Origin of the sequence: Arthrobacter sp. Bi26 (assembly GCF_918697925.1) — a bacterium.
GTDB lineage: Bacteria > Actinomycetota > Actinomycetes > Actinomycetales > Micrococcaceae > Arthrobacter.
Window position 1 is genome coordinate 43076 of record NZ_CAKKMF010000004.1, and the last position, 20532, is coordinate 63607.

The following is a 20532-nucleotide window of genomic DNA, read 5'->3' on the forward strand; positions in this document are numbered from 1 at the left end:
CGAATATTAGGCACGTCTGTCGCCAACGTCGAAGGCGATGCCAACCTGATCGCCCAGACCCTCGTGATCAAATGAAAAAAGAAGCACATCGAGCCTTGAGCATCTGACCAGCGCTGAAGTCGACGTGGTGCTGGCAGTTCCGACCAAGGCATTGCTAACTAGCAACCACCTGGGACACAGCAATCGATAGGGAAACAACTGCACCGATCAACCAGGCGCTCAGTACTAGGGCGTATACGACAAACAACCCGAAATCATGCTCGATGGGCCAAAGGCTCCTGCTTCTGCGCATGTAGGGGCCCCGTTCGACCCCGAAGAGTGCTTCGAGGGACCGGGCCCGGCTGATGAGATCGTCGTAGAGCTGAGAGTTGCGCACATCGTAGATCCGAATGCCCAGAGTGACGCCAAAGCCGAAGACTGAGGCCAGGAAGACGAGGAGAGGGGATGCGTCCCGGACTGGTTGCGTCAGGAGAACGGTGAGGGCCAGGCCACTCACTGTTGGGACGATTGTCAGGAGTCTGAAACGGACATCTGTTAGTACTCGGATCTGGCTTCCGAGCTCGGAATAGACGGCAGCGGGCATGTCTCCAAGGGCCGAACCTAGAGCCGCCGCGGCTTCTGTCGTAAACACATTCTTCCCGCTGGGCAGGGCCAGGCGCTCTTCACCGAGCTTGAGACGTAGGATAGTAGATTGCCGGCCCGGCGAATCCGTTGACGGATTATTTTCGTGTTTTATGAATGGCTCCACCACACGTGAGTGACCTTTGGCAAGCAGGAACCACTTGGTGCTATACGCAGGGGCACCCCCCTCCTTGTCTGAATCCTGGAGAGACTGCTTCCATGAACCATGTGCAGGATTCTGATGTGGCAGGATTTTTACGTCGACATGACTTTCAAGCTTCGGGAGGTCAAACGATGTGGGTTGTGTCCTGCCATCGGTGACTATTTGGACGCACCACGATTGAAGCAAAGGATGGTCTTCGGCCCCCAATAATGCTATTTCCCCCTTGTCGGGAACCCCGATTATACGCCGCACATGGTAAATGAAGGGGAAAATGAGGCGGATCATGTGAAATGGGGTCATAGGATCAGCCGCTCCTCGCGCGTCTGGAAAAGCAATACAACAAATCTAGGCCGTCCCGGTCCAAAATTAGTTGAACTTGTCGCGGCTAGCGGTTCGGCGCTCAAGCGGCCGCGGCGTTGACCAAGGGGAGGTGCGTGAGCAGCTCGCAGGCGTGTCAACAGCCTGGCCGTCGGGCGACATGACGATCGACCCAGGTGCGCACCGACCTTTCGCTGACCGCCTCCACTTCGAATGACAGCTGTCGACGGCAGCAGCACCATACATGGTAATTCCTGAGGCGACAAGACCTGTTGGAATGCCCGGCATGGACTCCGTCGCAGGTTGAGTCTCAGCTGACCATGGCACCTGGACGGGGAAAAGGTTCTTCCCGACGATCCCCTTCTGATCATTCTGGAACGTATCCGCAACGGGGGCTCATCACCATTAGCGAAAAACAAGGCCGGCGTCGAACCTGTAATTCCGAATACTACGCGCGGATCCTCCATCTCGGCCTTTCTAGCCTCTTCAACAGCGGCGTCACAGCGGTGTCTGGTCCATTGATTGCCCGTCTCCACACCTTGTCGGGAACCGGCTCCGTGATTCCAGTCCGAGCCGCAGGGTCGCGGTCTCTCGTGTTTCCACAAAATCTCCCTCCGTCATGAAGTGACAGTACGGAAAGCGTATCGGCGAGGATGGCCTCGATCAGGGCATCACAGTCATGGGGTAGCCAGCCGGTAGCCCACGCGCAGGACAACGTCCCCCAGCGCCTCGGCGGAGAGGGCATTAGCGGCACCCGACCCGGCAAGTGCGCCCGGCGTGACGATCTTGACCAGGTACCTCCCAATGATGCCCGACGGGAGGCCCGCTGTGGCCGGTGGCCGGCGGAGCACCGACCCGCAGTCGAACTCGCGAAGACCCCCGGGAAGGTCGCCGCCCGGCCCCGTCGGCGCCGTCACCGTCACGAACGATGCCGTCGCCGGTGGGACCGGCCGCCGCGCCAACGCGATCGACGCGCCGTTCAGGTCGTCCAGCGGCGACAGGATCGAGATTGACGCCGCCCGCGCCTCGAGCTCGCGCCCTGCTAGGAACAGTGAAAAATAGCGTTCATCGAGCGTGAACGTGACTTCAGTGCCCGGCGGGCTCGTCAACAGCCGGTGGAAGACATCCGGCAGCTCGTCGCGCAGGCTGAGCCGGCGTACCAGCGGCGGCTCGCCCTCGAAGTCGTCCCGCAGTAGCGTCACGAGCCCGGCCGCGGCGTCCCAGCGTCGTTCGAGCTCGGGGTGGTGGTCCGCGGTGTAGTCGAGGTGGACGACGACGTCGGTGATCGTCGTGTAGTCGAACACCCGTAGCGTCTTCGGCAGTGAGAGCGACCAGTCGCTGATCGCGCCGGCGCCCTCGAATGGTAGGTACCGATCGTCGCGGAAGCCGAACTCGAAGACCCCGCCGTCGCGCTGCGCCCGGCTGGTCGCGATCGAGACTGTGTGCCCGAGCGGGACAACGGTGGGCGGGTCCAGCGGGTCGACCTGGTTCCCCGGCGCGGCGAGCCTGATCGTGCTCCCGGCGAGGCGCAGCGTGGCGCCGACATTCGTATACGGTCCGGTGATGCATGGCATCGTCAGGCGGACGCCCTTGAGCCGGCGCCGATAGTGCCCGGGGTAGGAGAGATCGAAGAACCACTCCGGGATCGAGAACGTGCACGCGCCGGTGAGGCGGAGTTCCGCCAGCCGGTCCGGCGCGAGCTGCGCGAGGGAGAAGCTCTGCTCGATCTCCAGCTTGCGCGTGTTGCGCTCGACGTACTGCCGCTCGAGCCGCTGCAGGTCCGAGAGCAGCTTCTCCCCGGCGAGCAGACCCGCGTTCTGCCCGTCCCAGTAGCCGCCGGCGAGCAGGTCATTGTCGTCCGTCGGGCCGTCGTCCTGCCGCTCGGCCCTGTAGGCTTGCTCCGCGAGCTGGGCCAGTCGCAGCGCCGTGTCGAAGGCGACCTTGTGCAGCCGCCGCAGGTCCTTCACCAGCAAGCGGTACCGCTCGATGCTGCTGAAACGCTCGCGGAAGAACTCGAACATCACCTCCGCCTGTTCGACTGTCCGCTCGTGCACCTCGAGGGTGCGGACGGCGATGTCGCGCCGGATCTCGGCGGCGGTGATGCTCTGGTCGAGCTGAGCGAGCTCGCGGCGCGCTGTCTCTTCCTGGTGCTTCCACTCCTCGTCCCGCCGCCGCACGGATGCCTCGACGCCGGCCATCATGCCACCGGTGTCGAGGAACGCCGCGTGCCCGCCGAGCCCTTCGCCGACCGCGCGGCCAGCGGCGCCGAGCTGGCTGCCGCCGAACTTCATCGCCGTCGGCGCGCCGAAGTCCGGGATGATCGTGAGGATCGACGCCACCGCCTGCGCCATGCTCGCCGCCGTCCGGAACTGCGCGGCCTCGCGCTGCAGGTCCTGCTGCTTGCGCTCCTGTGGCAGAGTGCCTGCCTCGCGCAATGCGATGAAGTGTTGGCGGCGGTACTCGGCGCCCTCCCGCTGCAGGCGCAGCGACTCGAGCGTGTCCTCCGAGGCGTCGATCTCGAGTTGGGCGAGCCGGCGCCGCAACGCCAGCAAGTTCTGCTCGTGGACGGCGCGCAGGTTCTCGAGCTCCTGTGCGTCGCCCTTCTCGAGCGCGGCGAGGAGCTGCCCGCCGAAGCTCTGCACCGTTGCCAGGTGCTCCCTCGCCTTATCGACGAGGTAGCTGAAGCGGTACGCTGGCAGCCGGCCCCCGGGCAGACCTAGAACGTCGTCGATCGTGAGGCCCGCCGCCGTCATCCGCACGAGCAGGCGGGGGTCGAGCGCGGGCGCGAACAGCTCCAGCCGCCGCCGTGCGCCGGAGATGTCCATGCAGTTGCGGATCCTGTCGAGGCGACCCTCGACGCGGTCCCAGTAGTCGAGCAACTCATGGTTCGGCGGGATGCAGAAGACGGACTCTTTGGGTGGCACGACCTCGACAGGTTGGAAGGGGAAGCGGTCGCGCGGGGCGAGCGGCCGCACGACGTCTTTGAGGTCGTACGTGACCTCGAGCGGCTCCAGACCGTAGAGGCCGAGCAGCTCGTCGAACGGCTCGAGCGGGTCGCCGAAGCGGGTGCCGACCGAGCCAGGGCCGTAGCCGCGCACGTAGTCGGTGTACCCGCCGCCAGGAGGGATGATCGTGCCGGAGCCCGTCCCCGTCCCGATCCCTGTTCCCGCCTCGATGCCGGTGACGGTGAGACTGCCGGGGGGCGCGCCCCCGTCGATGCCGCCCGCGATCGTGGTGAGCGGCGTTCCGGCGGTCGAGGTCCACACTGTGGCGCTCGTCGCGAGCTGCGCGTGCGCGACGGGCGTCTGTGCGACGCCGGGCTCGTCGAAGGTGCCCGGCACCGGCTGCCCCCGCTCTGCGGGCGCGTCGGTCTCCGCCTCGGCGACGAGAACCGTCCGGGCCGGGATGACGTAAGTGTTGGGCGGCGCGGCGGCCGCCACCAGCGTCGGCGCGGCGGGCGTCTCGAGCTCGACGAGGAAGTCGCTGACGTCGCTCAGGCCCGGGCGGATCTCCCGGTAGGTCCGCGTCTTGCCGCCGGTGCCGCACGACCCGAGCCTCTCCGGCCGCGGGCCGAGGATGTCGCGGGCCATGACGTAGAGCATCGTGGCCTCGTTTACCGACTCCATCGTGAACTGCGCAAATAGGCTGTCGCCCCAGTCGAGCAGGTTGTCGACATACTTCATGACGATCGACTTCGCGTACGCGCTCAGGCGGGTACGGGCGATCGCGTGCGGGCTGAACGGGTTGGCCCGGTAGGCGTCGAGCGTCGCGCTGTCGACCAGGAGGTCCCGCAGCGTCGTTGTTCGGTCGTCGGGCGTGGCGAGTTCGCGGTTGCGCCACACCTCGCCGTCCGCCGCGGTGGGGTCGAAGATCGTGTGGTACCAGCGCTGGGCGCCCGCAAAATCCTGGTCGGTGTTGAGCTGGTCGGCGACGAGGAACGGGATGTGGAGGAACGTCTCCCGGTAGTAGCCGAGCCAGGGGTGCTCCGGGTGGAACGGGCTCTGCCGCAGCGGGTCGCTCTGGCCCGCGACCGGGCTGATCCGCGAGCGTGTCTCGTTCAGGGTGCGCTGGAAGTCCGCGGCGAGCAGCCCGGTCGGGCCGCCGCTCCAGAACCGGCGGGCGAGCGAGCGGGTTAGCGACGTGCCCAGGCGCAGGCCAGCGTGGTCGGTGCCGACCGGGCGGAGCCAGACGGAGTCGCCGGCATCCTGGACGATGATCGAGTTTGGCTGCCCCATCACGACCTGGACGTCCGCCGTCACCGGTGCGACCCCGACATCGACGCCCGTCGTGAAGCGCGACTCGAGGACGTGGGCTGCGAGCACGGTCGACTGACCCGGGAACACATGACCGGGGAGGTGCGGCAGCCGGCGGATCCGGCCCTCCTCGAAGTTCAGCGGATGGCCGAACTGCCAGTAGGGCAGTTCCGCGATGAGTGGCGCACGTAGGACGCCCGACACCGCGTCGAGGTCGACCGGCTCGAAGGGGGTCGCGGTCGGGAGACGGTTCCCGCCGGGCACCATGGTGATGCGGATTAGTCCCGGCCGCGGCTCCCAAGGCGGGAGGCCCGGGCGCCCCGGGCTATGGAAGTCGGGGTAGACGCGGTCCCACACCCAGCCGTCAGGGTGGTAGCTGTCCAGGGACTCCTTGTGGTCGCGGAGGCTGCGGTCCCAGCGGACGTGGACGACTTCGGCCTTCTTCGCCGCCTCCAGCTCGGCGATTCGCGTGTCGAGGTTCCGGAGCTGGGTCTCGGCGTTCGCAAGGTCGTCCTGGGCTCTGCGCAGGTGCTCACGGGCCGCGTTCTCCAGATTCACCGCGTTCTGGTAGGTCCCCTTGGCGACCGCCTTGACGATCCACCACGCCTGCGTCGGTGGCACCCCCAGCGCGATGAGCCCGGCCATCTGCAGGCCCTGGGCAACCGTGAGCGGGGCGTTGAGGTCAGCCTCCGCCGCCTCGCGCGCGGCCTGCAGCGGCGGGATCGCGTCCCGCGCCTGGTTCCGCTGCGTCGTCTTGGTCCGCACCTTCTCGCCGAGCGCGGGTCGCACGACGTTCTTGAGCCGGGCGATCTCGGTTTCGAGCTGCAGGACGACGGTCAGGTCGAGCGGGTCCTCGACGATGCGCGCGTCCGCGAGCCCACCCGCCTCCTGGAAGCGGAGGAGTTGCGGTGCCGCCCATCTGCCGTCAAGGCGCAGGGTGGAGTACCGCACCCGGACGCTGTGCCGGTAGCCGGCGAACTTCGAGCTGCCGCCGATGAAGGCGTTGATCGGGCGCGTTGCGTTCTCGATCCAGAACAGGTAGATGCGGCCCTCGTGCACGAAGGGTGACACCTTGCGGACTGGGATCGACAAATCGACCCGGTGCCACGGCGAATACCGGAGCGTCGGGCTGCTTCCCGATGACGCGGCAGTCCCACCCGACTCGTCGATCGCGCGGTAGTAGTAGACGGGTGCATCGTCCTGCGTGACGCCGAACAGGTGCAGCGTCCGCCCGGCGACGTCGCGGTAGGCGCCGGCGATCTGGAGCTGTGCGAGCCCGTCGAACCCGGTGAGGTAGGCGCTATACGCGTCGCTTACATTCTGCGGCGACAGGTCCTGCGCGAGCAGCGCGTCTTCGAACTCGGAGAACAGCGGCGTCTTGTCGTCGCGCAGTTCGGGCTCGATGTACCTCTCGGGGTACAGGAAGACGTTCCGGTTGGCCTCCCAGACCCGGTACTGCCGCCGCCACCGCCACTCGTCGCGCCGGGCGCCGCTGGTGAAGCGCGCAAAGACGCCGCGCGGTGGCGTGGCCGACGGGTCCCAGTCATCGCTGCGCTCGAGGTTCATGAGCACGCGGTGCACGTACAGCTGCACACTCGACGTCGCGGAGACCACGCGTGACGTGCGTGCGCAGCCCTCCACCAGGACGTCGACGAGGAAGTACTCGGAAAGCCGGTCGGGCCCTGAGAACGGTGTCGGCCACCGGGTCGTGAGGTAGTCGACTAGTCCGTCGCGGCGGCGCCCGCGGAACACGTCCTCGTACGGCTCCAGCTTCTCAGCGAGGGTCTTCGGGTCGGAGTACCGGGCGCGGAAGGCGCCGAGAACGTCATCGGCCGCCCGAGAGAGCTGGACGAACGTCGTCGATGGATCGGACTCGTCGATCATGCGCCCGAGTGCCTCGCCGCTTACCCCGAGCCGGTCGGCTAGGGTGACGTTCTCGTCGAACAGCAAGAGGTCGTCGAAGGGACGGCCGGAGCGCGTCAGGCGCGGCGCCAGCGCGCCAATGCGCGCCTCGTCGGTGCCGAGGGCGCGCGCGAGCTGGGCGTCGGTCGCCGTGGCACCGGCGGTGACGACAGCGCGAACGGCAGCGACATCGGGCTCGGGCCCGGCCGTGGTGAAGCCGGCATCCCCGCGTGTGACGAGCTCGCGGTAGGCGACGACGCGGCGGACCGAGGCTAGTGTGACCCTCTCGCCGGCAACGGGTGCGGGGCCGAAGAACGCGGCGCGCTCCTGGCGAAGGAACGCAAGGCCGTCGTCGTCGAAGGCTGGGCGCAGGAGCAGCCGGTGGAAGCGGACGACGCCAGCCGCGAGCGAGGTTGCGGTGGCGACGTCAGCCGCGGCCGTGCCGCCGTCCAGCACCCGCACGATTGCGGCCCGGTCGGCAGCAGGCGGCGTGGCGAGGCACGCGCGCAGCAGCGCGATCTCCTGCGGGGAGCGCTCGAGCTGGGGACCCATGGCAAGGTCGAACAGCACCAGCGGGTCGGGCCCCGACAGGATCGTCGCACGCATCGCGGCGTCGGTTGCAGCCGCGGCGGCGGCCGGCAGTTCGGCCACCAGCTCCGCCGGGTCGGGGACGCCGGCGGGGCGTGCGCCGCCGGTGAGGTAGGCAAGGTCGCTTATGGTGACACCGGCGCGCCGCTGCCAGGCGACGGTGTCGACCATCGCGCGCACGTCATCCGCATCGCGCAGGCTGAGCAGCGGCGCCGTCCCGGAGCCGCGGGACACCACCCGGAGCAGGGTGACGAGGTCGGCGACGGACAGGTGCAGGACGGCACGCAGGCGCGCGTGCCGGTAGAGCGCCGCGAGCGACGCGCGTGCCAGCGAGATGCTGGCGTCCGCGGCCGCCGTGCCCGGCCGGTAGTCGAGGTCCGAGTCTGTGCTGATGCCGTCGACGAGGTCGAGGAACTCCTGGTCCTCGAGCTGCAGGCCGGCGAGCAGACGCGACAAGGTGTTGTCGTCGGGGGAGGCGACGCCGGGAGTGCCGACCCGGCTCCAGGCCGCGTGCGTGAACCGGCCTGTCGTCATCTCGCTCCAGACCCCGTCCCGGTCGGCGAAGCCCGGGGCGTTGAACAGGCGGTCGAACAGGGGCTGGGGCGCGCGCAGGGCCCGGGTGGGGAACGCGTCGACGACGGCGAGGATCTGCTCGAGCGGGATCGTCAACTCGGCCTCGAGTTCGAGCAGGCCGGTGATGCGCTCGAGCGTCCCGGGCGCGGCGGCGGAGTCGGCCACGATGTCCGGCCGGCCGGCCGTTGTCGCGAGGCGGCCGAGCACGTGGTCGAGCTCGGCCACGGTCCAGGGCAGCGTCCGCCACAGGCGCACGAAGCGGTGCAGCCGGTCGAGCCGCCGGAGGGTGAGGTTGGTGACGACCTCGGTGTTGTTCTGGACGTCGTTCGGGTAGCGCTTGCCGACGGTGATGGCCACGGCGCCGGTCGACGTCCCGTCCTGCCCGACGAAGTCGCTCGTCAGCGCGGCCGCCAGCACGGCGTGGTCGAGGCCGGTAGCCCGGACCAACGGCTGCGTCTCGACGGCCCCGAGCACGGTCCCCGGGTCGGTGACGGTGGTCTGGATCCCGAACAGGCGGCTCAGGTACGCGGGGTCGGTGCGCGCGGTGGTGACCAACCCGTAGGCGCGCGGCGACAGACGCAGCCGGGCGCGTGCCCGGACGGTCCACGGCGCGCGCATCACCCGTGCGATTTCGTGCCGCGACAGGGAAAAGTGACCCAGCAGTGTGTCGAGGCGCTCGATCGGCAGCGTGACCGGCTGGCGAAAAGACGCCTCCTGATCCGCCAGGTGCGCATCGACCGAGGTTCCGGTGGGGAGCGGCGCGACGTCGCGGATGTACCGTTCGAGGAGCTCGTTCACGATGTCAAGCGTCGGGATGGTCTCCTTGGTGTTCGCGCAGGACAGCGGGAGGTCCCAGAGGTCCGGGCGCCGCCGCTCGAGGTGCAGCGGGTGCGTGGGCTGAGCGGCGAAGCTGTCGGCCAGGACGTGTTTCTCGACGTAGTGCATAAGGTCGACGAAGTAGGCGGCCGGGCTGAGCGCCGACTGGCAGTCGTCGCAGTCGCACCACGGCTGGTCGGTGAGCAGGTCGGTGAAGCCGGAGAGCTGGTGGAAGTACTGCTCGTGCGTGGGGATGACGCGGACCGGCGTGGTCAACCGGTCGCGAGCCGCGCCGTAGATGCCGAACCAAGCCAGGGCGGCGCTGTTCGCGAGCGGGGCGGCGGTGGCCTGGATCCGACGCAGCTCACCGGCCGCCAGCCCGGTCCGCGCGGCGAGCTCTTTCACCGAGGAGCGCGCGATCGCCGACGCGGAGGTGATCCCTGCGACCATGAGCTCTTGCGCCACGATGGCGTTCCCCGCGACGGCCGTCATCCGCCGATGTGCCCGCAGGTCGGCGATGATCTGGACGCGCGGACCGGGCTCGAGGTCGCCGAAGTCGATCGCGGTGAGTGCGGGGTTGTCGGGTAAGTAGTCGAGCTCCGCGAACGGGATCCCGGGGTTGCGGGCGAGGACGCCGGCCACCCAGCCGACCCGCGACGCGACGACGGCCGCGACGTCCGGGCCGCCGTTGGTGACGACGTCGTGCAGGTCGAGGCCCGGGTGCGTCTTCACGATCATGCGCACCGCCGTGTGGGCGGCGCGCAGCGCCTCGCGGCCGCGGCCACGCACCTCGAGGTCGTCGAAGTCGCGGTCGAGGGCGTCGGGGTTCGCGCGCAGCAGCGTGCGGAACCTCTCGAGGTGGCCGTCGAGGTTGTCGGGCACGCGCCCTGCTCGGTGTCGGAACGCGTCCTCGGGGAAGGCGCTGGTTGCGGCGACGGCGCGTGTTCGCGCGTGGGCCTGGAGCGTTGTCCCCTCGGGGACCGGCGCGCCCGCGGCCTCCATGGCGCGCGCCCAGTCGACCGGATCGAGGGCGGCGAGATCGCGCGCCGCGCGGAACCGGCCGCCGGGGACCGCCGCGACGTCGGCGTCCAGCACGGCGGCGACGATGGCCGGCGCGCCGCCGACGAGGCGATGCACGGAGGCCGCCAGGCCGACACGGGCGGCGTCCTCCGGCGCGAGGTCGCCGGCGTCGACGAGCTCGCCGAGGACCCGATCGGAGACCGCGTCGACGGCGTCGACGCGGCCCGCCAGCGTGCCCGCGGCCGCCGACGGCACCCGGGCGGCCTCGAGCAGGCCGATGAGGCCAGCGAGGTCGTCGTTGGAAATGCGGGCCAGGATGGCGTCCACCTCGCCGCGGAGAGACCGCGGGACGAGGTTGCGGTCGAGGGCCTCGACGAGGGCCGAGCGCAGCGTGTCGATGCGCACCCCGCGCAGGGCATCCCAGGTCTCGGGCTGCCCGGTGCGCCGCCACCCGTGGAACGCCGCTGTCGGGATGTCGTCGGGGGCCGCGGCGGCCAGGGCCAGCGCGCCGACGTAGGCGCGCCACGCGTCCGCGGGGATCCCGGTCTCGCCGGTGAGGAAGTCGACGTCGGCGAGGGTGAGGTCTGGCGGCTCCCCGGCGAGAAGCGGGGTGATAGCTGCCTCTAGCTGCTCGTACTCCGAAGGGCCGAGCCGTTCCGCCGTCGTGAGGTCGATGCGCAGCTCCTGCGGCGCGTTGAACGCGATTGGCGACTCGACGACGGTCTCGTCATCCAAAAGCACCTGGACGACGACATCGGCGGAGCCCTTCTCCGCGCGCGCGTACCGGCTCGCGGCGTAGCGCACCTCGTACTCGCCGCCGCTATCGGTCGTGGCGCGTCCCAGCTCCTCACTCGTGCGGAGGTCGACGTCCAGGGCGACAACAGTCGCACCGGCGACCGGCCTCGCTTCGGCGTCGGTCACCGTGCCGTACACCGTGAACGGCCCGATGTCCGAGAGGATGCGTGTGACTACCTCGTGCGTGCCGGCGTCGAACACGCCGGTCACCGTGATCGCGCTTTGTTCCTGGAGCGTGCGGAGCACCGACTCGGTGGAGGCGCCGAACAGCCCCGCATCTCGTTCCTGGCGGTCGACGACCCGGTTGAGCGCCTCGAGTGTGCGGTGCAGACGCCCCACGGCGTCACCCCGGTCACCGAGCCCGAGCGGATGTGCGGGGATTGGCATGGCAGTGCCTCCTGTAGGACGTCGGAGCCATCAGTACTGATTGCGAAGGTCCTGGTGCATCTTCTGCTGGGCCTCCTGTTCCGTCATGGGCCGTTGGACCGGCTCATCGGGTGAGGAGTCCAGCAGACCCCAGAGGTTCCGCCAGCTCTTCGGCTCAGATGCAGATGCAGATGGGGATGTGGGCTGGAACTCTGGCAGGACGCCGAGCCGCTGCGGCTTGTGGCCGGAAGATCCGCTGGTTCCCGGTGTCTGTTGCTGCTCGCCGGCCAGTGCTCCGGCGGCTGTAACCCCGAATTTCTTGAGCGAGTTGGCGGCGACTGTGCTGTTTTCGACACTGGCCTCGGTGGTTGCCTGATGCTGCTCGGCGTACTCGCTGAGTGACGACGGAGGGGCCTCCGCAGAGACGGTTGGCTGCTGCTTCGGAACAGACAGCTTGCTGGCCTTCGCTTCCAACGTCTCGACGAGTTTGCCATGCTGAACAGCCTTGACATACGGGGCCTTGATTAAGGCTTCCATTTCTTTCACCCGCTGCAACTGCGCGGCGCCGGTCTTGAAGTCGATCCCTGCCTGGATGACGTCAGACGCGTTCTTCCCGATCAGCTGCCGGACGTCCGAGACGGGCGACTTCAACAGCGCCACGTCTATGGTGCGGAAGTCCTTCGCGGCCCTGCCCAGTTGCCCGGGCTCACCGAACGCGACGATCTTGCCGGCCGGGTCCACGATCACTTCCGCAGCTAGTCGGACGCCGTTCGCAACCCTGGCGGGTGAATCCTGCCCAAGCGAAACAATGAATTCGAGTATCAGGTGTGCTCTCGAGCCCCGCTCGGCAGCGTTTAAATGCGCAAACTCCTTCTGGGGTATTGCATCCACGACCTGCTGAAGCCTGTGAAGAACTGCCTTGGCCTCCTCGTCGATCATCCCCCCGCCATCGGACGTCATGTTGGGGCGGTCGCGGCAGTAGTCGTACGCGTTCACCTCGATCTGAGGACTCTTAGGATCGGCGCTGGTCCACCGTGCTAGCCAAGGGGCGTAGTACCTCGCGCCGTGATAGCTCAGCCCTGTCTCCTCGTCGCGTTCCTTGCCGGTGTAGCGGTACCGTTTGGGCGTTTCGGTGCGGCTGCGCACCGCCTGATACGTCGTGCTGCCGTAGGGCGCGTACTCCTCGTACGAGATGATCTTCGCCTGCTCGTCGAGCTCCAGGCTCGCCGAGTCGAGGTGGTTGCCGAGCTGGAAGCGGATCAGCCGCCGCGGCGCCCGGTTCGTGCCGGCGGTGTCGCGCGTGCGGGTCTCGACTAGCGCGACGCGTCGCGCGTCGTCCATCACGTGCAGCGTTTCGCGCTCCAGCGTGGCCGTGTCCGCGCCGATGGGGCTGTTGTGCCGGCGGAAGACCTCGAAGCCGCCGAGGTAAACGCGCTCCTCGATCAGGCCAGGTGCCTTCTCCCATACCTTGCGCACGCGCCGGCCCGACGCGTCGTAGACATAGTGGGCCGTGCCGCCCCCGCCGAGGTCGGCGCGGCGCAGCCGGTCCGCGTAGTCCCAGTGCACGTTCGGCCCCGCGGTGCTCCCACCGAGGTGCGGCAGGCGGCTCATGCTGCCGTGTGCATCGTGCCGGTAAGTCTGGGTCTGAGGGGTCGCGCCGGCGGGGTTCAGCGTCGTGCTCGTGAGGCGGTTGCTTGTGAGGAGCGGGCCACCTGTGCCGTCCTCGAGAAGGCTGGTCTCCGTGTAGTCGAAGTCGCGGGTCCAGCCGGCATGGGCCGGGTCGCTGCCGCGGTGTTGCAGCGCCAGCACGTTGCCGACAGCGTCGTAGACGTAGCGCTCGACGTACGTGCCCATCGCGTCGCCTTCGCCCCGGTGGTTGAGTCTGGTGTGGAAGGCGTCGAAGGCGTCGGACGGGGTCGGGGGACGTCGGTGGCCGTTCGCCATCTGCCCGAGGTGCTCGCGGCCGCGGGCCTGGACCAGCCGGTAGAGGGCGTCGTAGGTGTAGTCGTTGCTCGGCTCAACCCGGTGGTTGCGAAAGAACAGCGTCTGCTGTGCGTCGTCCCGGACGTGGGTGAGGTTGCCGGCGGGGTCGTAGGTATACGTGAGGGCCTGCAGGCTGGCCGTGCCCCTCTTCGTGGCGAGCCGCGTTAGCCGGGACGTGTCGGGGTCGTAGGTGTAGGTGGTGCTCGCGCCGTTCCGGTAGTCGATCCTCAGGCGCCGCCCCTTGGCGTCGTACTCGACACCGGCGACGCCGACCCGGGTCGGGATGGCGACGGCGGGGTTGAGCAGGCTCACCGGCTCGGTTGGCCGCTCGAGCCAGACGTCCACGCGCTCGAGCAGGTTGGCCTCGTTGAACACCGGCTGCACGACGTGGTGTGTTGCTCTCAGGTTGCTGTGCGGGGCGACGGACTGGACGACGCGGTTGAGCGCGTCATACCGCAGGGCGCTCTCGAATGCCTCGGCCTGGAGCGACGGGGCCTGCGGCGCCGTCGTCGACCAGTCCGGCAGCGCCGTGTGGTCGGCGAGGAACCGGAGGGTGTTCCGCAGCGCGTTGCCCTTGAAGTCGTAGGCCTCGACCGGGACGCCGTTGGCGCCGAGCCGGGCGTTGGTCGCGACGCCGGCCGTGTCGAAGTGCCGGAGGACGCGGGCGCGCAGGTTCAGCCGGAGGGCCCGTGCCTGCTCTGCTTGGCTCGCGGTGGTCGGGGGCTCGCCGTACTGGATCCGGTCGACGGCGACGCCGCGGCCCAGCGTGCGCGGGTCGGACGCCGTGTCGCCGCTGGCGACGGTGCCGCGCACGGTCTGCTCGAGCGGGCGGCGCAGTGCGTCGTACCGCGTGGTGAGGTTGTGGCCGCGGCTGTCCCAGGCGCGGATCGGCCGTCCGGTGACGTCGGTCAGGGTCCACCGCGCGCCCGCCTCCATGCTCCGCTGCCGGATGACGTTGCCGAGCAGGTCGTAGGCGTAGCGGATGACGGTGCGCTGCTCGACGGCCCCGGTAGGCCGGTGGTTCACGGGCAGGCGGCGCTCGTCGGTCACGGAGAGCCGGTTTCCTTCGACGTCCAGCTCCACCCGGGTGAGCACGGCACCCTCGCTGCCGTCGAGGTCGTGTCCGGCGCAGATGACGCGGTTGCGTGCGACTGTTAGGAACGGCCGGCCTAGTGTATCGAGGTGGGCTGTCGTTGGGGTGTCGGCGTGAGCGGACGCGCGCACGGCCGCAGCCTGTTCATGAGCGCCCAGGTCGCCGTCGGCGCGCAGCGCGCGCCAGGTCTTCCAGACCGGTGCCGGGGGAGCCGCGGGCAGGCCCGCGAAGTACCCAGCGACGTACCCGCGGATGTCCGGGTCCGTGCGCGGGTCACCGGTCTGGGCGTTGCGGGGCGCGCACGTGTCGTTGACGTCGTACGTGGTCTGCTGCCAGGGGTCGAACACGACCTTCTCGTAGGTGTGGTTCGGGTGCAGTGTGGCGACGACGCGGCCGACCGGGTCGTAGAACAGCACCGGGCTGACGCCGGCCGTGGCGCCGTACTCGAAGCGGTGGTCGCTCACGATCGTGCCGTCTGGCCGTCGGCGTCGGCTGAAGAAGGGCTCGTACCGGCGCACGGGCCGGCCTTTGGCGTCGAACACCGTCCAGCCGCTGCCCACCCAGCGCGGCGGGCCGGTGACGCCGCCCACCTTCTCCGGCTCAGCCTGCACCTTTCGCTGGATCTCGCGCCCGAAGCCGTCCGAGTACGCGAAGCCGACCTGGATCCGTAGCCCGTGCGGCGGCAGGACGGCGTTGACGTGCGTCTCGCGTGCGAGGGTCGCCGTGCCGGCGGGCTCCCACCGGATTGGGTTCGTGGGGTTCGACTGTTGGGTTCGGCGGAAGCGGTGGAGGTCGTAGACGATCCGGGTGGTGGCGCCCCGCAGCAGCGCAGCCGCTCCGGCCACGGGGTCGGCCGCGTCGAAGAACGCGTCGAGCTGCGGCTGTGTGAGGTCGGCGACGAAGCCCCCCAGCGTGTCGCCCTCGGCGGGCGCCGGCGGTGGCTTGCCCATGACCGCCGTCCCTACGATCATGCCGAGCGCGTCGAAGGCGAGCTCGGTCCGGTTCCGGTTCGGGTCAGCGACCAGGCGCGGCTGGAGTACGCGGTAGTCGTTGGCGAGCACCGTCAGCCGGTTGCCGACGGCATCCCGCGTCTCGGTGGGCAGCAGGTCGTTCGCGTCGTAGTCGACGACAGTGTCCTGGCCGAAGGGGTCGCGCACGCGCCGTGACAGAAAGAAGTGCCGCCGGGCCTCGGCCAGCTCCGTGGCGGCGACGTCGGCCGGGTCGGTCGTGTAGAAGGACCGGCCGGAGGGCAGCCACCAGTTGTCGTTCGCGTCGCCGGCAGGGAAGCGGCCGTCGGCCTTGAGCGCCTGGCTGCGCAGGTAGCCGCCGCGGTCGCCGGACTGGCCGCCAAGAACGGCCGCGGCATCGGGCAGCAGTTCCTCGGGCGACCCGCCGACCCGCGGACGCCGGAGGACGGTGGTGAGCAGTCCCGGCGTGAACGCTAGCGCGTAGCTCTCGCCGGCGAGGCCGAGCGCCCCCAGTCGGCCCAGCGGCAGCAGGATCGTCAGGTCGTCGCTGCGGTACAGTGTGCGTCGGCGCTCGACCGGCCGGCGGCACCGGGCGGCCGTCGGCGTGGCCTCGTACGCGACCTCGGCGGTGAACCGGTGTCGCAGGCCGCCGGCGGGGCCGGGGTCGGGCACGACGAAGTCGGCGGCGCGGAATCGGCCGGCCGGCCCGGTCGCCGGGTAACCCGTCAGCTCGTACGTGACGGTCTCGCACTGGAGCGGTGTTCGGTACGTGTGAGCAGTGTCGATCGCGTCGGTCACGCGGTTCTCGGTGTAGGTGGCCTGGGTCGTCGTCTGCTTCGCCCGGTCGTCGGCGGCCAGGCCCGCCAGACCCGGGTTCGGCACCAGCTGCGCCTGCCCGTTCGCGGCGACGACTCGGACCTTCTTGCGGCGGCCGTAGCCGACGGTCGCCTGTTTGAGGACGGTGCCGAAGGGGTCCACCTCGAGCGTCAGCGTGTGCTGCACCCGAGGGTCCGCCGGGTCGCGCTCGTAGTGGAAGGACAGCGCTTCGCGCGGCTCGACGTGGAAGACGGCGTGACGGCGCGGGCCGCGGGCCTGTATGGTGCGGACGGCGAAGCTCTGCTCGACGACCGTGTACGGCACGCTCGAGCGCCGCACGCGGCCGGTGTCGGCCCCCGGGCCGGCATCATCTGCGTATACCTCCTGGCGCAGCATCGAGCCCTTGAGCGCACGGCAGGCCTCGCGCTCCTCGTCTGGCGTCAGGCCGTCTGGCAGCGTCGTGTCCGGCAGCAGCAGGGCCCGGGTCTCGGCGTCGGTCAGGCCCGGCTCGCGGTAGTACTCTCCGCGGGTGCCGTCTAGTCCGGCGAAGTAGTCGGAGACGTGGTCGCGGCCGGCGTGGACGCCGGTGTGGAACCAGGTCTTCGTGCGCACCGGCGGGAGCTGAGGTTCCCTGCCGCCGGCCGCTTCGCCGTCCACCGGGGCACCGGGGGCGGTGAGCTGCTCGGTGTCCCACTGCTCGACCATGCCGAAGCCGCGGAACTCCCGCTCGTGGCCGTCGAAGTGGCCGTGGTGGTAGGCGTAGCGGGTGACGATTCGGCTGCGGCTGACGTGGTCGTACGCCGTGACCCGTTCCACAACGTGCACAGGCACCGGCAGACGGGTCACCCACGGGCGGCCGTCGCGCCGGTCGCGCAGGTAGAACGCGCTCGACGGCGCGTAGTCCAGCCGGAACTCCGCGCCGAGGTTGTTGCTCGTCCGGGTTAGCAGGTGCGGCTTGCGCGTCATGAGGTTGACGTAGCGCATCGGCCGCCGGGCGCCGTCCGCCGCCGGGGACGACCAGACCAGGCAGGCGGTGCCGTTGCCGAGCAGGTCGACCGGCAGGACGCTGACCTCGTCGTCGATCCGCGGGAACACTGGCAGCCGCTGCGGCCGGCTCCAGCCGTTCCCGGACTGGTTGAAGTAGATGGTGACGCCCTCGTCGTGCAGGTAGACGATGTCGGTCGTGTCGCTGCCGTCGATGTCGGCCAAGCGGATGCGCCGTTGGTCGAACACATCCGGGCGGTCGAACCACGGAGCGTTGTCCATGCTGACCTTGGCGCCGAAGTGGCCGTGGCCGAGGTTGGGCCAGTAGCAGATCTCGCCGTTGCGAATCCGGACGAGGTCGGTGAGGCCGTCACCGGACAGGTCCGCCAGGTAGACGGATTGCGTGGGGTCGGCGAGGACGATGCGGGGCCCGCGCTCCTCGTCGAGCGGCTTGGCGACGCGTCGGGCGGGGCCGAAGCCCGCCTCGGCGCGGGACGGGTACCAGACGAGCGCGTCGTCCTCGGTGATGAGGACGTCGGCCCGGCCGTCGCCGTCGAGGTCGATGAGCCTCAGGTTCGGGTCCCGCAGGTCGAGGTTCGGCAGCTCCACGAACGGGCGGAACGGCTGCCAGCCCTCGGCGTCGTCGTGCTCGTAGAGGCCGGGCGTGGGCCCGTCGATGACCACGAGGTCCGGCAGGCCGTCGCCGGCGAGATCCATAAGCTGCGCGCCGTCGCCCAAGGCGGCGTTCGGCCGCCGCGCGACGGTCTCGACCGACGCGAACCGCGCCCGCACCAGCTCCCGGCCGTCGGGGAGCCGCTCCGGGTCCGGGCTGAGGTTGCGCTTGTAGAACCAAGCGCCGGCCTGCTCGGTGAGGATGCCGGGCAGCGCCTCGCCGTGAAGGTCCGCCCAGAGGTACGCGTCGCCGTCGAGGCCAATGGGCAGATTCTCCAGACTCTGCGGGTCAACCTCCGCCACCGTCGGCTCGATCTCCGCCTCGGTGTAGTCGAGCTCGACGGGCGGCAGGGTGCGCCGCTCGTATCCGGCTCCGTCGCGGCGATACCCGGTCTGGGTGACGGCGCGCAGGAACGTGTAGACCGGCAGGCGCGCGTCCGCGGGGTCGAGGTCGCCGGAGTACGCGAGGTCCGTGGAGCGCACCAGGCAGTCGCGCCCGACGCCGGCCGCGCCTGGGAAATGGTGGAACATGAGGACGCGCCGGCACAATCGGGTGGTGCGCACCTCAAAGCCGGCGCGGTAGGCGGAGAAGGCGTCCGGGCGCGGGGGCCACGGGTACCGGCGGGTGCCCGGCGGGCCTTGGAGCTCGTCGTCGCGGGGCGCCGGGGTGACCGGGTTGTGGTCGCCGTAGTCGAAGACGACCTCGAACATCCAGTCGGCGCCGGCCACTTGGGAGGGCGTGAGGAACCGCGGCCGCCGGCCGGTGGCCGCATCGACCATCGGCCTGCGGTTGCCGTAGAGGATGCGCTTGATGTAGCGGTTGGCGGTGCGCCGGACGTCGTCCCGCGGCCCGCGGTTGCGCTCGTGCGGGTTCGTCGGATCGACGCCGAGGCCGTCATCCGACTTGTATCGGTAGATCGCGGCGTTGCCCTTGTCGTCGCGCGCCTCGCAGGCCAGCCAGCTGAAGATGCGTGCCGGGTCGAGCGGGTCGGCGATCCGCGAACCGGTGTCGAGCCCGTAGATCGTGAGCACGTTGTCCCGGGAGACAGAGCGCCAGTGGGCGTCGTCCGGCGTGCCGATCCGGCTCCAGCGTTCGATACGCGCGAAGCCCCCCTCGACCCGGGGGCGGTACCGGCGGACGCGGTAGCCGTCGATCACGTCGTCCGGTCGGTCCACCGGGACTAGGTCCTCGAGACCGGAGAGGAGGAAGACGTCGGACTCTTCAGCATCGAGATACTGTGGCAGGCCGGTGTCGGTCTTTCGGGTGATAGCGGGTTGGGTCAGGCTCCACCCGAACCCGAACGGTCCGTTGCCGGAACCGGAATCGTAGGACAGGGAGAGTTGCGGGCTTAACCCGGAGCGTCCCGGACTCGTGTCGATCGGTACAGTCATCGTTCCCGTGCCCGTGACCGGGTTCGCGGCGAACTTCTCGCCCATCCCGCGCACCGAACCTCCGCCCTTCGGCAGGGAGATTGTGGGTGGTGCGATGCGTAGAGACTCAGCGGTGCGACCACCGGTCGTGCTGAGCGTCATGGCGCCTCCTTTGTTGTGAGTAGGCGCCCCGTGGCGTTACTGCCGCGTTACCATGTCGCTCCCCCCGAACTCGGCGATGGAGGAGGGCCGGCAATCCAGCCGACCTGGATCGGCATTTTGGCCAGCGCCAGTTGCTGGGCGAGGTGATTCGACGAGTGTGCCGAAGAGGTACACACTGTCGTTGTCGCGGTTGGTGTCTGTGAAGATTGCGAAGACGGCCGCCGTCGCGTCCTGGTCTCTGCCAAGGTCAGCATGTGGGGAGCGGGAACGGCGGGCTCTGGCGCGTCCGTCCGGCGGTTCCGGTCCGGTTTCCTGCCGCTGCTTGCCCGGGCAGTTCTGGTGGGTGAACTGGGCGAGTTTCCGGACGGGTGGGTGACTGTTCGTGTAGTTGAGTCGCGGCATGGGTCCGAGGTGGTCGCAACCGGTGCAGCGGAACCACTGGGGTAGGGCGCGCGCCAAGAAAACCGAGGTCGGATGATTCCTTGGACATCGCGCCCTTCTTCGGCCGCCACGGGAACGGGCGCAGGCAGTCGACTTGAGGCCCAGGTGGAGGCGGACAACCTCCAGCACCCGCGGTTCGACGATGGCCGGGCTGAATTCCCCTCGCTTCCAGATCGGTTCCCAGTTGTCGAGCCCGGCCGGGATGCTATAGAAGCCCGACAGATCGATGATCGCGCCGGGACAATTTGTGCACGGCAAGGATGGGTCCCGAACTTCTTGGTGCTGGACGACCACCACTCATGTTCCACGCGGCCACGGACCGCCATGCAAATACGTAACAGGAATCGGCGCGCCGGTGACGCAGAAGGCAAAACGAGATAGGTAGTGGGCACATTCCTTGGCGCTGATCGGGAAGCGGCGGCCGACTTCCAGCGGGTCGTGGACGAAATCCGGAGGCGTCCGGGCTTCGAGCGGTTCCTGATGCCCCGGAAGGTGGCCAAGCTGTTGCCAGCCGCCACGGACGGGCCGGTCGTGCTGCTGAATGTCGCCCAGTTGCGGTCGGACGCACTCAGATTCGAATTGAGAACCTCCACCGCGCGGTGACCGACGAGCTATGGAACAGCGGCA

The 20532-nt window shown here is 69.3% G+C and carries 3 protein-coding genes; all 3 read right to left on the minus strand.

The window, feature by feature from the left end; all coding sequences use genetic code 11:
- Positions 1-154: 154 nt before the first annotated feature.
- Positions 155-1084: a hypothetical protein gene (locus tag LQV16_RS01845; protein WP_229992238.1), complete on the minus strand. Its 930-nt coding sequence runs from the start codon at positions 1082-1084 to the stop codon at positions 155-157.
- A 695-nt stretch (positions 1085-1779) separates the two neighbouring features.
- Positions 1780-11436, minus strand: a complete 9657-nt coding sequence (locus LQV16_RS01850; RefSeq protein WP_229992239.1) for a neuraminidase-like domain-containing protein — start codon at positions 11434-11436, stop codon at positions 1780-1782.
- 30 nt (positions 11437-11466) lie between these two features.
- Complete coding sequence (locus LQV16_RS01855) at positions 11467-19464, minus strand: SpvB/TcaC N-terminal domain-containing protein (RefSeq protein ID WP_229992240.1); 7998 nt, start codon at positions 19462-19464, stop codon at positions 11467-11469.
- Positions 19465-20532 lie beyond the last annotated feature (1068 nt).